Source organism: Pseudomonas sp. GD03858 (genome assembly GCF_029840925.1).
Taxonomy (GTDB): Bacteria; Pseudomonadota; Gammaproteobacteria; order Pseudomonadales; family Pseudomonadaceae; genus Aquipseudomonas.
On sequence record NZ_JAOCDM010000040.1, the window covers coordinates 25535 to 40106 of the forward strand.

11 protein-coding genes are annotated in these 14572 nt (G+C 64.1%); 1 reads left to right on the forward strand and 10 read right to left on the reverse strand.

The annotated features are described in order from the left end of the window. Positions 1-60: 60 nt before the first annotated feature. Together fghA and N5D48_RS12890 are read right to left on the reverse strand one after the other, a co-directional pair. Complete coding sequence (gene fghA / locus N5D48_RS12885) at positions 61-909, reverse strand: S-formylglutathione hydrolase (protein WP_279884722.1); 849 nt, start codon at positions 907-909, stop codon at positions 61-63. Between the two features lie 10 nt (positions 910-919). After that, positions 920-2032: an S-(hydroxymethyl)glutathione dehydrogenase/class III alcohol dehydrogenase gene (locus tag N5D48_RS12890; protein WP_279884724.1), complete on the reverse strand. Its 1113-nt coding sequence runs from the start codon at positions 2030-2032 to the stop codon at positions 920-922. A gap of 108 nt (positions 2033-2140) precedes the next feature. Between N5D48_RS12890 and N5D48_RS12895 the strand changes: the two genes are divergently transcribed. Next, positions 2141-3037, forward strand: a complete 897-nt coding sequence (locus tag N5D48_RS12895) for a LysR substrate-binding domain-containing protein (RefSeq protein ID WP_279884727.1) — start codon at positions 2141-2143, stop codon at positions 3035-3037. Between the two features lie 116 nt (positions 3038-3153). On the opposite strand, the gene ispD is transcribed toward N5D48_RS12895, so the two are convergent. From ispD to dnaE, 8 genes are all read right to left on the reverse strand, one after another. Further along, positions 3154-3861 (reverse strand): 2-C-methyl-D-erythritol 4-phosphate cytidylyltransferase, encoded by a 708-nt coding sequence (ispD, locus tag N5D48_RS12900; RefSeq protein ID WP_279884729.1) that lies wholly within the window; start codon positions 3859-3861, stop codon positions 3154-3156. Next, positions 3858-4139, reverse strand: coding sequence for a cell division protein FtsB (gene ftsB, locus N5D48_RS12905; protein WP_011535259.1), 282 nt, complete (start codon positions 4137-4139; stop codon positions 3858-3860). Before ftsB ends, ispD begins: the two co-directional genes overlap by 4 nt. Positions 4140-4296: 157 nt before the next feature. Continuing rightward, a complete protein-coding gene (gene eno / locus N5D48_RS12910) occupies positions 4297-5586 on the reverse strand; it encodes a phosphopyruvate hydratase (RefSeq protein ID WP_279884732.1) in 1290 nt (429 codons plus the stop codon). Between the two features lie 153 nt (positions 5587-5739). Further along, positions 5740-6585 (reverse strand): 3-deoxy-8-phosphooctulonate synthase, encoded by an 846-nt coding sequence (kdsA, locus tag N5D48_RS12915; RefSeq protein WP_028690660.1) that lies wholly within the window; start codon positions 6583-6585, stop codon positions 5740-5742. Positions 6586-6588: 3 nt separating this feature from the next. Then, positions 6589-8217, reverse strand: a complete 1629-nt coding sequence (locus N5D48_RS12920; protein ID WP_279884737.1) for a CTP synthase — start codon at positions 8215-8217, stop codon at positions 6589-6591. A gap of 270 nt (positions 8218-8487) precedes the next feature. Then, positions 8488-9771 (reverse strand): tRNA lysidine(34) synthetase TilS, encoded by a 1284-nt coding sequence (tilS, locus tag N5D48_RS12925; protein ID WP_279884740.1) that lies wholly within the window; start codon positions 9769-9771, stop codon positions 8488-8490. A gap of 156 nt (positions 9772-9927) precedes the next feature. Beyond that, positions 9928-10875, reverse strand: a complete 948-nt coding sequence (locus N5D48_RS12930; protein WP_279884742.1) for an acetyl-CoA carboxylase carboxyltransferase subunit alpha — start codon at positions 10873-10875, stop codon at positions 9928-9930. A 105-nt stretch (positions 10876-10980) separates the two neighbouring features. Further along, a complete protein-coding gene (dnaE, locus tag N5D48_RS12935) occupies positions 10981-14505 on the reverse strand; it encodes a DNA polymerase III subunit alpha (RefSeq protein ID WP_279884743.1) in 3525 nt (1174 codons plus the stop codon). Positions 14506-14572: the final 67 nt, after the last annotated feature.

Below are 14572 nucleotides of genomic sequence, written 5' to 3' on the forward strand. Positions count from 1 at the left end.
GCTGCAGATACCCTGGGGGAGCGGGTTTACCCGTGAAAAAGCCAACACCATGCTGTCAGCTCACACCCTGCCCAGCGCCACCGCATGATGACGCAGGTGCTCATCGATGAAGCTGGCGATGAAGTAGTAGCTATGGTCATAGCCCGGCTGCAGGCGCAGGGTCAGCGCATGCCCCCCCTTGCGCGCCGCCTGCTCCAGCGCTTGCGGCTTGAGCTGCTTCTCGAGGAAGTCATCGCGATCGCCCTGATCCACCAGCAATGGCGGGCATTCACCAGCCTCCGCCAGCAGCACGCTGGCATCCCATTCCCGCCAGCGCGCACGGTCATCCCCCAGGTAGCGGGAAAACGCCTTCTCGCCCCATGGGCAATCCATCGGATTGCTGATCGGCGAGAATGCCGACACCGAGCGATAACGCCCAGGATTGCGCAGAGCACAGACCAGCGCGCCGTGCCCGCCCATGGAGTGGCCGCTGATGCCGCGCTGATCCGACGCCGGGAAGTGCGCCTCGATCAGGGCCGGCAGCTCCTCAACCACGTAGTCGTGCATCCGGTAGTGCTGGGCCCAGGGCTGCTGGGTGGCATTGAGGTAGAACCCCGCGCCCAGGCCGAAGTCCCAGGCGCCATCCGGGTCGCCCGGCACCTGGTCGCCACGCGGGCTGGTGTCCGGCGCGACGATGATCAGCCCGAGCTCTGCGGCCAGGCGCTGGGCGCCGGCCTTCTGCATGAAGTTCTCGTCGGTGCAGGTCAGGCCGCTGAGCCAGTACAGCACCGGCAGCTTTTCGCCCTGCTCGGCCTGGGGCGGCAGGTAGACGGCGAACACCATGTCGCAGCCGAGCACCTTGGAGCTGTGCCGGTACCGCTTGTGCCAGCCGCCGAAGCTCTTCTGGCAGGAGAGGTTTTCCAGGGTCATGGCGAGGCCCTCAGAAGTGGATCACGCTGCGGATGCTCTTGCCTTCGTGCATCAGGTCGAAGGCCTTGTTGATGTCCTCCAGGCCCATGGTGTGGGTGATGAAGGTGTCCAGCGGGATCTCGCCCTTCTCGGACATCTCGACGTAGCTCGGCAGCTCGCTGCGACCACGCACGCCACCGAAGGCCGAACCGCGCCAGACGCGCCCGGTGACCAGCTGGAACGGACGGGTGGCGATCTCCTGGCCGGCACCGGCCACGCCGATGATCACCGACTCGCCCCAGCCCTTGTGGCAACACTCCAGCGCCGCACGCATCAGTTGCACGTTGCCGATGCACTCGAAGGAGAAGTCGACGCCACCGTCGGTGAGATCGACAATCACTTCCTGGATCGGGCGGTCGTAGTCTTTCGGATTGATGCAGTCGGTGGCGCCCAGCTGGCGGGCGATCTCGAACTTGGCCGGGTTGATGTCGATGGCGATGATGCGCGAAGCCTTGGCCTTGACCGCGCCGATCACCGCCGACAAGCCAATGCCGCCGAGGCCGAAGATGGCCACGGTGTCACCCGGTTTGACCTTGGCGGTGTTGAGCACGGCACCGATGCCGGTGGTCACGCCGCAACCGAGCAGGCAGACCTTCTCCAGTGGCGCTTGCTTCTGGATCTTGGCCACGGAGATTTCCGGCAGCACGGTGTACTCGGAGAACGTAGAGGTGCCCATGTAATGGAACAGTTGCTGCCCCTTGTAGCTGAAGCGGGTAGTGCCGTCGGGCATCAGGCCCTTGCCCTGGGTGGCTCGAATTGCCTGGCAGAGGTTGGTCTTGCCCGACAGGCAGAATTTGCACTTGCCACATTCCGGGGTGTACAGGGGAATCACATGGTCACCGACTGCGACCGAAGTCACGCCCTCGCCCACCGCCTCGACGATCGCCCCGCCCTCGTGGCCGAGGATCGACGGGAAGATGCCCTCCGGGTCGGCGCCGGACAGGGTGTAGGCGTCAGTGTGGCAGACGCCCGAGGCGACGACACGCAGCAGCACTTCGCCAGCCTTGGGCATGGCAACGTCCACCTCGACGATTTCCAGGGGTTTCTTGGCCTCGAAGGCGACGGCGGCGCGGGACTTGATCATCAAAGGTCTCCAGAAAAGGTGTCGGTTACTGGCTGCCAGTGTAATTCACAGTCTTTTGATGAATAATCCAGCCAATCACAAAACATTATTGCCGAACAGGGATAATCCATGAGCAATCGCTGGGAGGGCATCGACGAGTTCGTCGCGGTGGCCGAATCAGGCCAGTTCACCGCCGCCGCCGAACGCCTGGGCGTGTCGTCCTCGCACATCAGCCGGCAGATCGCCCGCCTGGAAGAACGCCTGCAGACCCGCCTGCTGTACCGCAGTACGCGGCGAGTCACCCTGAGCGAGGCCGGGCAGACCTTCCTGCAGCATTGCCAGCGCTTGCAAGATGGTCGCGAAGAGGCCTTGCGCGCCATGGGCGACCTCGCCAGCGAACCCAAGGGGCTGCTGCGCATGACCTGCGCGGTGGCCTATGGCGAACGCTTCATCGTGCCGCTGGTGACGCGGTTCATGGGTCTTTATCCGCAATTGCGGGTGGATGTCGAGTTGAGCAACCGTACCCTCGATCTGCTGCATGAAGGCATGGACCTGGCGATCCGCCTGGGACGCCTGCAGGACTCGCGGCTGGTGGCCACGCGCCTGGCGCCACGGCGCATGTACCTGTGCGCGTCGCCGGCGTACCTGGAACGCTATGGTCGACCGCACAGTCTGTCGGAACTGGCGCGGCACAACTGCCTGATCGGCAGTTCCGACCTCTGGGCGCTGCAGCAGGAGGGTCGCGAGATCAGCCAGCGGGTACAGGGCAACTGGCGCTGCAACAGTGGCCAGGCGGTGCTGGACGCGGCATTGCAAGGGATGGGGTTGTGCCAGCTGCCGGACTACTACGTGCTCGAGCATTTGCACTGCGGGGCACTGGTGTCGTTGCTGGAAGGGCATCAGCCGCCGAACACGGCGGTGTGGGCGTTGTATCCGCAGCAGCGGCATCTGTCGCCGAAGGTACGCCGACTGGTCGATTACCTGAAGGAAGGGTTGGCGCAGTTGCCGGAGTACAGGACTCTCTAAACAGCGTGGGAGCGGGCTTGTCCCGCGATAGCGTCATAACAAGTGACGCTGATTGCCAGGCTGACGCCATCGCGGGGCAAGCCCGCTCCCACGCATCCGCATCAGCACCGCCTATTTCAACGGCGCCCGGCCCAACGCTGGCGCAACCACTCCAGATCTTCCGGCCGGGTCACCTTGATGTTGTCGCCGCGCCCCTCGACCAGGCGCGGCGCATAACCGGCCCATTCGATGGCCGACGACTCGTCGGTGACCGCCACATCGGACACCAGGCATTCGGCCAGCGCCCGATGCAACATGCCGAGACGAAACATCTGCGGGGTGTAGGCCTGCCAGACGGTGCTGCGATCGACCGTGGCCGTCACCCTGCCCTCGCCGTCGGCACGCTTGAGCGTGTCCCGGGCGGGAACGGCGAGCAATCCACCGACAGAATCTTCAGCCAGGGCTGACAGCAACTTGTCCAGATCACTGCGCGCCAGGTTCGGCCGCGCGGCATCGTGCACCAGCACCCAGTCGTCGTCGGACGCCCCTTGGGCATGCAGCAACAACAAGGCATTGAGCACCGAATCAGCCCGTTCACGCCCCCCGGGCGCACGCCGGATGCGCGCATCGCTCGCGCAGCGCAGGCCAGGCCAGTACGGATCGTCTTCGGCAATGCTGACCACCACGCCCTTGAGCGTGGGATGGTCGAGGAAACAGTCGAGGCTATGCTCGAGGATCGTCTGCCCGCCCAGTTGCAGGTACTGCTTGGGACGGTCGGCAGCCATGCGGGCACCAACACCCGCGGCGGGAATCACGGCCCAGAAGGCCGGCAGGTGGTTTGTCATTTCTGCGGCAGCTGGTAGAGGGTTTCGCCCTCCTTGACCATTCCCAGTTCATGACGAGCCCGTTCTTCCACGGTCTCCATACCTTTCTTCAACTCCAGGACCTCGGCATCGAGCACGCGATTGCGCTCCAGCAGGCGCTCGTTTTCCGCATGCTGGTCGGCGATCTGCTGCTTGAGTTCGGTCACTTGCGCCAGGCTGCCATTACCTACCCAAAGGCGATATTGCAGGCCGCCGAGCAGCAGGAGCAGAACGAGGAACAACCAATAGGGACTGCGCATGAAGATATCCAGGGTAAAAAAGGCCGCCGCGGCGAGCTTCCGATAGCACGAAGCCTGGCCGAGGCCAGGCTTCGTCGACAGAAACCCGTGGAGACAACCGAACGATCAGTACGAACGTTCAGCTGGCCCCGGCTGCTGCCTTTTTACCATCTCTTGCTCAGCCGCGAAACTCGGCACGACCGCGATATACGGCCTTGGCGCCCAGCTGCTCTTCGATGCGCAGCAGTTGGTTGTACTTGCTGACGCGGTCGGAACGGCACAGCGAACCGGTCTTGATCTGGCCGGCGGCGGTACCCACGGCCAGGTGGGCGATGGTCGAGTCTTCGGTTTCACCGGAACGGTGCGAGATCACCGCGGTGTAGCCGGCGGCCTTGGCCATCTGGATGGCTTCCAGGGTCTCGGTCAGCGAGCCGATCTGGTTGAACTTGATCAGGATCGAGTTGCCGATGCCCTTCTCGATGCCTTCCTTGAGGATCTTGGTGTTGGTCACGAACAGGTCGTCGCCGACCAGTTGCACCTTGGCGCCGATCTTGTCGGTCAGGATCTTCCAGCCGGCCCAGTCGGACTCGTCCAGGCCGTCTTCGATCGAGATGATCGGGAAGCGCTCGGTCAGGCCCTTGAGGTAATCGGCGAAACCTTCGGCGTCGAACGACTTGCCTTCACCAGACAGGTTGTACTTGCCGTCTTCGTAGAATTCGGACGCCGCGCAGTCCAGGGCCAGGGTCACGTCGGTGCCCAGCTTGTAGCCGGCCTTCTCGACGGCTTCGGCAATGGCTGCCAGGGCGTCTTCGTTGGAAGCCAGGTTCGGGGCGAAGCCACCTTCGTCACCGACGGCGGTGTTCAGGCCACGGGCCTTCAGCACGGCCTTGAGGTGGTGGAAGATCTCGGTGCCCATGCGCAGGCCGTCGGAGAAGGTCTTGGCGCCAACCGGCTGCACCATGAACTCCTGGATGTCGACGTTGTTGTCGGCGTGCTCGCCGCCGTTGATGATGTTCATCATCGGCACCGGCATGGAGTACTGGCCCGGAGTGCCGTTGAGGTTGGCGATGTGCGCGTACAGCGGCAGGTCCTGGTCCTGGGCAGCGGCCTTGGCGGCGGCCAGGGACACGGCCAGGATGGCGTTGGCGCCCAGCTTGGCCTTGTTCTCGGTACCGTCCAGCTCGATCATGGCACGGTCCAGGGCCTTCTGGTCGGCCGGGTCCTTGCCCAGCAGCAGGTCGCGGATCGGGCCGTTGATGTTGGCGACGGCCTTCAGCACGCCCTTGCCCAGGTAACGGCTCTTGTCGCCATCACGCAGCTCCAGCGCTTCGCGCGAGCCAGTGGAAGCACCCGACGGCGCGCAGGCGCTGCCGATGATGCCGTTGTCGAGCAGGACATCGGCTTCCACGGTGGGGTTGCCACGCGAATCGAGAACTTCACGACCTTTGATGTCGACGATCTTTGCCATTGTTGTAAGCACTCCAGAATTGACGAAAACAACGCAGCTTTTGGGAATTCTTGCCGTTCACCAGGCGACATGGCACGGGCAGGCCTGGCGAAGGGAGCCCCTGACCGACAGGTCAGGGGTGGAACGGGCGGTACTTTACCCGAGAAACGAGCTTTACGCGGTTTCTACCGTCGGAAAACTTTTCACCAGGTCGTCCAGTTGCTTGAGCTGGGCCAGGAACGGCTCCAGCTTGTCCAGGCGCAGGGCGCACGGACCGTCGCACTTGGCGTTGTCCGGGTCCGGGTGGGCCTCGAGGAACAGGCCCGCCAGGCCCTGGCTCATGCCGGCCTTGGCCAGGTCGGTGACCTGGGCGCGGCGCCCGCCAGCGGAGTCGGCGCGACCACCCGGGGTCTGCAGCGAGTGGGTCACGTCGAAGAACACCGGGTACTCGAACTGCTTCATGATGCCGAAGCCGAGCATGTCCACGACCAGGTTGTTGTAGCCGAAGCTCGAACCGCGCTCACAGAGGATGAGCTGGTCGTTGCCGGCCTCGACGCACTTGGCGAGGATGTGCTTCATCTCGTGGGGCGCCAGGAACTGCGCCTTCTTGATGTTGATCACGGCACCGGTCTTGGCCATCGCCACGACCAGGTCGGTCTGGCGCGACAGGAAGGCCGGCAGCTGGATGATGTCGCACACCTTGGCCACCGGCTCGCACTGGTAGGGCTCGTGCACGTCGGTGATCACCGGCACGTTGAAGGTCTGCTTGATCTCCTCGAAGATCTTCAGGCCTTCTTCCATGCCGGGGCCGCGGTACGAGTTGACCGACGAACGGTTGGCCTTGTCGAAGCTGGCCTTGAACACGTACGGGATGCCGAGCTTCTCGGTCACCCGCACGTACTCCTCGCAGACCTTCAGGGCCAGGTCACGGGACTCCAGGACGTTCATGCCGCCGAACAGGACGAACGGCTTGTCGTTGGCGATCTCGATGTTACCGACGCGAATGATCTTCTGAGTCATGGATCAGGCCTTGTTCTTCTGTGCCAGGGCCGCCTTGACGAAGCCGCTGAACAGCGGGTGGCCGTCACGCGGGGTCGAGGTGAATTCCGGGTGGAACTGGCAGGCGACGAACCACGGGTGATCCTTGGACTCGACCACTTCGACCAGCGCACCATCCTCGGAACGACCGGAAACCACCAGGCCGGCATCGACCAGCTGCGGCAGCAGGACGTTGTTGACTTCGTAGCGGTGACGGTGACGCTCGGTGATCACATCCTTGCCGTAGCAGTCGTGAACCTTGGAGCCGGCGATCAGTTGGCAGTCCTGCGCGCCCAGGCGCATGGTGCCGCCCAGGTCGGAGGCTTCGGTACGGGTCTCGACCGCGCCGGTGGCATCGGACCACTCGGTGATCAGGCCGACAACCGGGTGGCCGCTGTTGCGGTCGAACTCGGTGGAGTTGGCGTCTGTCCAGCCCATCACGTTACGGGCGAACTCGATCACGGCCACCTGCATGCCCAGGCAGATGCCCAGGTACGGGACCTTGTTCTCACGGGCGTACTGCACGGCGGTGATCTTGCCTTCCACGCCGCGCAGGCCGAAACCGCCCGGGACCAGGATGGCATCGGCGCCTTCGAGCAGGCTGGTGCCCTGGTTCTCGATGTCTTCGGAGTCGATGTAGCGCAGGTTGACCTTGGTACGGTTGGTGATGCCGGCGTGGCTCATCGCTTCGATCAGCGACTTGTACGCGTCCAGCAGCTCCATGTACTTGCCGACCATGGCGATGGTCACTTCCTGCTCAGGGTTGAGCTTGGCGTCGACGACCTTGTCCCACTCGGACAGGTCGGCGCTGTTGCACTGCAGGCCGAAGCGCTCGACGACGAAGTCGTCCAGGCCCTGGGCGTGCAGCACGCCAGGAATCTTGTAGATGGTGTCGACGTCTTCCAGCGAGATCACCGCACGCTCTTCGACGTTGGTGAACAGCGCGATCTTGCGACGCGACGAAGCGTCGACCGGGTGGTCGGAGCGGCAGATCAGCACGTCCGGCTGCAGGCCGATGGAGCGCAGCTCCTTGACCGAGTGCTGGGTCGGCTTGGTCTTGGTCTCGCCGGCGGTGGCGATGTACGGGACCAGGGTCAGGTGCATCAGCATGGCGCGCTTGGAGCCCACTTCGACGCGCAGCTGGCGGATCGCCTCGAGGAACGGCTGCGATTCGATGTCGCCCACGGTGCCGCCGATCTCGACCAGCGCGACGTCGGCATCGCCGGCGCCCTTGATGATGCGGCGCTTGATCTCGTCGGTGATGTGCGGGATGACCTGGATGGTCGCGCCCAGGTAGTCACCACGGCGTTCTTTACGCAGCACGTGCTCGTAGATGCGGCCGGTGGTGAAGTTGTTGTTCTGGGTCATCGTGGTGCGGATGAACCGCTCGTAGTGGCCCAGGTCGAGGTCGGTCTCGGCGCCGTCGTGGGTGACGAACACTTCACCGTGCTGGAACGGGCTCATGGTGCCCGGGTCGACGTTGATGTACGGGTCCAGCTTGAGCATGGTGACCTTGAGCCCCCGCGCTTCCAGGATGGCCGCCAGGGAAGCCGAGGCAATGCCTTTCCCCAATGAAGAAACAACACCGCCCGTGACGAATATGTAGCGCGTCATGAAAAACCCTAGAAGTCTGCGTTAAGGCGGCATGGGCCGCCGGAGAAAGCGAAGGAAGGCCGAAGCCCCCGATCACCTGCGTCAATCACAGTGCATCTCGAAAAACTGCCGCGTCTGTACAGACCAGGGGTATCCCCGGCATGGAGCTCGCTCGTCATTTTAAGAAATCAGCCCAGCAAAAAACTGCTTGGTAATCGGCAACTCCTGTGTTTTTGCGCAACCCACAGAAGCTGTATCAAGAAGGGAGGGTAGTCTACCCGAATGTACCCTTCAGCTCAAACCTTGCACGCTCGTCGGCGGCTGCCAGTGCAACTGGCAATCCGCCTGCGCCAGCTCGGGCAGGTTGGCCACCGCCAGCAATTGCTCGCCGTGATACAGCAGCGGCAGGCGCGGGCGCACGAAGTGCGGGACCTGCAGCTCGTTGAGCAGGCGCTTGAGATCGCGCCGACCGCGACCGGGCAGTTGCATGATCTCGCCGCCCTGGCGGTAACGGATATGCAGGTCGTTACCCGCAAGACCAGACGCCAGACGGACACTGCCATTGCCCGGCAGGCGCAACGGTTGCGCGCTGTCGAGCCAGGGGTGCTCGCCCGCCACCGCGCCCAGCCAATCGCCACTCAGCCACCAGATACGCCCGTGGCTGCGGTGCAGCTCGCCATCGGTCAGGCGCCAGACCGGGCAGGCATCGGCCGTCGCGTCGCGCAGATCGCTCCAGCCGGCCCAGTGGCGGCTATCTGGCAGGCGCGTACGCTGGCCTAGCCAGAACCGCAGGGCGTTGCGCTGGCGCGCCGGCGACAGCGCGATGAGTGCCGCAAGGCTCAGAGAGTCCAATCCCGACCAAGGCAGCGGCGCGTTGTCGCAGGCGTGTGCCAGGTCGCTGGCGGCCAGTTCGTCCAGCAGCCCCAGCGCCTCGCCCAGGTGTTCGGCGCTGCGCGCCAGATTGGCTTCGGCCTGGGGCCAGCGCTGGCGCAGCATTTGCAAGACCTCTGCGCGCAGGAAGTTGCGGGCGAAGGTGGTGTCGCTGTTGGAAGGGTCGTCGACCCATACCAGCCCGTGTCTGTCGGCGTAGGCCTGCAACTGCTGGCGCGACAACCCCAGCAGCGGCCGCACCAGGTTGCCCTGGCCCAGCGGCCGCTGTTGCGCCATGGCGGCCAGTCCACGCAGGCCGGCGCCGCGCAGCAGGCGCAATAGCAGGGTTTCGGCCTGATCGTTGCGGTGCTGGCCGGTGAACAGCACCTCGCCTGCGCCCAGCCGTGTTTCGAAGGCGCCGTAGCGGGCATTGCGGGCCGCCTGTTCGAGGCTGGCGCCGGGGGCGACCTGGACAGGGACCACATCGAGTTCGACACCCAGGGCAGCGCATACCGCTCGGCAGTGGTCGGGCCAAGCATCGGCGGCGGCTTGCAGGCCGTGATGGACATGGATGGCGCGCAGAGGGGGCGCGGGGTGGTTGCGGATGTAGTCGGCGAGCTGGTGCAGGAGGACGGTGGAGTCCAGGCCGCCGGAGAAGGCGACGTACCAGGCGGGGGCGTTGAGCCAGGGGGTGAGGTTGAGCATCAGTGCCTCACAGGGCTTGAGATCGCCGGGGGCGCTTTGTGCCCCTTTCGCGACACAAGGCCGCTCCTACAGGATGGCGCCAGTTTCGAATACTGCGCAATCCTGTAGGAGCGGCCTTGTGTCGCGAAAGGGCCGCGAAGCGGCCCCCGGAATCCATCAGAGGCCGTAGCTCATCAGGCGATCGTAACGGCGCTTGAGTAGCGCGTCGTTGTCGAGCTTGCCGAGCATGTCCAGCTGTTCGATCAGGTCGGCGCGAACGCTCGCGGCCATTTGCGCCGGATCACGGTGGGCGCCGCCCAGCGGCTCCGGGATGACCTTGTCGACGATGTTCAGGCTCTTCAGGCGCTCGGCGGTGACACCCATGGCCTCGGCGGCATCGGCCGCGCGGTCGGCGGTCTTCCACAGGATCGAGGCGCAGCCTTCCGGCGAAATCACCGAGTAGGTGGAATACTGCAGCATGTTCAGCTGGTCGCACACGCCGATGGCCAGGGCGCCGCCGGAACCACCCTCACCGATCACGGTGGCGATGATCGGCGTCTTCAGCCGCGCCATCACGCGCAGGTTCCAGGCGATGGCCTCGCTCTGGTTGCGCTCCTCGGCGTCGATGCCTGGGTAAGCGCCCGGGGTGTCGATGAAGGTCAGGATCGGCATCTTGAAGCGCTCGGCCATCTCCATCAGACGGCAGGCCTTGCGGTAGCCTTCAGGACGCGGCATGCCGAAGTTGCGGCGCACCTTCTCGCGCACTTCGCGACCCTTCTGGTGACCGATGACCATCACTGGCTTGTCGTTCAGGCGCGCGGTGCCACCGACGATGGCGGCGTCATCGGCGAAGTGACGATCGCCATGCAGCTCTTCGAACTCGGTGAAGATGTGGTCGATGTAGTCGAGGGTATACGGGCGACGCGGGTGACGGGCCAGACGGGCGATCTGCCAGCTGGTCAGGTTGCCGAAGATGCTCTCGGTCAGGGTGCTGCTCTTGTCCTGCAGACGGGCAATTTCATCGCTGATGTTCAGCGAGTTGTCGTTGCCCACCAGGCGCAGCTCTTCGATCTTGGCTTGCAGGTCGGCAATCGGCTGTTCGAAATCGAGGAAATTCGGGTTCATAGGCTTCCGTCTTGGGTCTACGGCCAGGCGGCCGGCCGGTGGATCCGTTTGGCGCCCTACCTTAAGGGATCAGGCGCATAAAGGTCGAGATTAAAATTCGTCGTTTCAACGGTATTGCAGGAAGACGTTCTCACGCCCGAACTGGTCACGCAGTGCCTGAATCAGGCCATCGGCCGGGTCGATCGACCACTGGTCGCCGAACTGCAGCATGGCCTTGGCGTCGCTGCCGGTGTACTCCAGTGTGATCGGGCAGCCGCCGCGATGGCGGTTGATCAGCTCACCCAGCCAGCTGAGGCGGTCACCCTTGAGTGCCTCGTGGCTGAGCTTCAGGCGTAGGCTCTCGGCCAGCTTGGTCCGGGCGTCCTCCATGGTCATCACGGTCTTGACCCGCAGGCGCAGGCCGCCGGAGAAGTCATCGTTGCTCACCTCCCCCTCCACCACCACCATGGCGTCGGTCTGCAACAGGGCCTGGGCCCCCATGAAGGCGTCGGCGAACAGCGAGGCCTCGATGCGCCCGGACCGGTCATCCAGGGTGACGAAGCCCATCTTGTCACCCTTCTTGTTCTTCATCACCCGCAGGGCAATGATCATGCCGGCGATGGTCTGGGTGTCGCGCGCCGGCTTGAGGTCGACGATACGCTGGCGGGCGAAGCGGCGGATCTCGGTCTCGTACTCGTCGATCGGGTGACCGGTCAGGTACAGGCCAAGGGTGTCCTTTTCGCCCTTGAGGCGCTCTTTGAGCGTCAGCTCGCGTACCTTGCGATGGTTGGCGTAGACGTCGACATCCGCCTCGTCGAACATGCCGCCGAACAGGTCGACATGGCCACTGTCCGCGGTATGGGCGGCCTGCTCGGCAGCCTTGACCGCCTCGCCCAGCGCCGACAGCAAGGTCGCACGGTTGATGTCGATGTTGGCCTGGTAGGCCTTGATCTCGTCATGGAAATGCGGTCCCAGGCGGTCCAGCGCACCACTGCGGATCAGCGCGTCAAGGGTGCGCTTGTTGACACGCTTGAGGTCGATGCGCTCGCAGAAGTCGAACAGGTCCTTGAACGGACCGCCCTCGGCCCGTGCCTCGACGATCGCCTCGACCGGCCCCTCGCCGACGCCCTTGATCGCGCCCAGGCCATAGACGATGCGGCCATCGTTGTTGACGGTGAACTTGAAGTCGGAGAAGTTCACGTCCGGCGCATCGAGGCGCAGCTTCATGCTGCGCACTTCCTCGACCAGCACCACCACCTTGTCGGTGTTGTGCATATCCGCCGACAGCACCGCGGCCATGAACGGCGCCGGATAGTGAGTCTTCAGCCAGGCAGTCTGGTACGACACCAGGCCGTAGGCGGCGGAGTGGGATTTGTTGAAGCCGTAGCCGGCGAATTTCTCTACCAGGTCGAAGATGTTACCGGCCAGGTCCGCATCGATGTTGTTGGCCACGCAACCTTCGATGAAGCCACCGCGCTGCTTGGCCATTTCCTCGGGCTTTTTCTTGCCCATGGCCCGCCGCAGCATGTCGGCGCCACCGAGGGTGTAGCCGGCCATCACCTGGGCGATCTGCATCACCTGTTCCTGGTACAGGATGATGCCGTAGGTCGGCGCGAGTACCGGCTTGAGGCCTTCGTACTGGTAGTCGGAGTGCGGGTAGGCAAGCTCCGCGCGACCGTGCTTGCGGTTGATGAAGTCGTCCACCATGCCCGATTGCAGCGGGCCGGGACGGAACAGCGCCACCAGTGCGATGAGGTCTTCCAGGCAGTCGGGCTTGAGCTTCTTGATCAGCTCCTTCATGCCACGGGATTCGAGCTGGAACACCGCCGTGGTCTCGGCTTTCTGCAGCAGCTCGTAGGTCTTGCGGTCGTCCAGCGGGATGAAGTCGATGTTGACGTCGGGCAGGTTCTTCTTGGCCTGCTCGCGGTTGATGATCTCCATCGCCCACTTGATGATGGTCAGCGTACGCAGGCCGAGGAAGTCGAACTTCACCAGGCCCGCGGCCTCGACGTCATCCTTGTCGAACTGGGTCACCAGGCCGCCGCCCTCTTCGTCACAGGCGATCGGCGAAAAATCGGTGAGCTTGGTCGGCGCGATCACCACGCCACCGGCGTGCTTGCCGGTACCACGAGTGACACCTTCGAGCTTGAGGGCCATGTCCCAGATCTCGCGGCCGTCCTCGTCACTCTTGAGGAAGTCGCGCAGGATCTCTTCCTGCTCGTAGGCCTTCTCCAGGGTCATGCCGACTTCGAACGGGATCATCTTCGACAGGCGATCAGCCAGGCCATAGGACTTGCCCTGTACCCGCGCCACGTCGCGCACCACCGCCTTGGCGGCCATGGTGCCGAAGGTGATGATCTGGCTCACCGCGTTGCGCCCGTAGGCCTCGGCCACGTAGTCGATCACCCGGTCGCGGCCATCCATGCAGAAGTCGACGTCGAAGTCGGGCATGGAAATACGTTCAGGGTTGAGGAAGCGCTCGAACAGCAGGTCGTAGGCCAGCGGATCGAGGTCGGTGATCTTCAGCACGTAGGCCACCAACGAACCGGCACCCGAGCCCCGGCCAGGGCCGACCGGCACGTCGTTGTTCTTGGCCCACTTGATGAAGTCCATAACGATGAGGAAGTAGCCGGGGAAGCCCATCTGGATGATGATGTCCAGCTCGAACTTCAGGCGATCCAGGTAGACCTGGCGCTTCTCTTCGTAATTGGGCGTGGTCTCTTTCGGCCAGAGCACCGCCAGGCGCTCCTCCAGGCCTTCGTGGGAGACGTGGCGCAGGTAGTCGTCGATGCCCATGCCGTTGGGCGTGGGGAAATCGGGAAGGAAGTACTTGCCCAGCTGCACGGTGATGTTGCAGCGCTTGGCGATCTCCACGGTGTTGGCGATGGCGTCGGGCAGGTCGCTGAACAGCTCGGCCATCTCTTCGGCCGACTTGAGGTACTGCTGGTCGCTGTAGCCGCGCGGGCGGCGCGGGTCATCGAGGGTCCAGCCTTCGCCAATGCACACACGGGTTTCGTGGGCGTCGAAATCCGACTGCTTGATGAAGCGCACGTCGTTGGTCGCCACCAACGGCGCGCCAAGCTTGTCGGCCAGGGCCACGGCGGCGTGCACGTATTCTTCGTCACCGGCGCGGTTGGTGCGCTGCAGTTCGACGTAGAAACGATCCGGGAACATGCCCATCCAGTCCCCAAGCAGGGCCTCGGCCTCGTCCTGGCGTCCGGCCATCAGGGCCGCGCCGATATCGCCTTCTTTGCCTGCGGACAGGGCGATCAGCCCCTCGCTGGCCGGGGCGATCCAGTCGCGCTGGATGATGACCAGGCCATTGCGCTGGCCGTCGGTCCAGCCACGGGAAATCAGCTCGGTGAGGTTGCGATAACCCTTGGGATTCATGGCCAGGAAGCAGATACGCGACAGCGGCGCCTCGGGATCGGCCCCGGCCAGCCACAGATCGGCGCCGCAGATCGGCTTGATGCCGGCGCCCATGGCGGTCTTGTAGAACTTCACCAGCGAGCACATGTTGCTCTGGTCGGTGATCGCCACCGCCGGCATGTTCATCCCGGCCAGGGCCTTGGCCAGCGGCTTGATCCGCACCAGGCCGTCGACCAGGGAGAATTCGGAGTGCACGCGAAGGTGAACGAAGGAGACCGGCATGGAGGATCCTGTAGCAGTGCTGAACGACAAGGGCGGGATTGTAGCTTAATTGCGCAATGCATTTTGG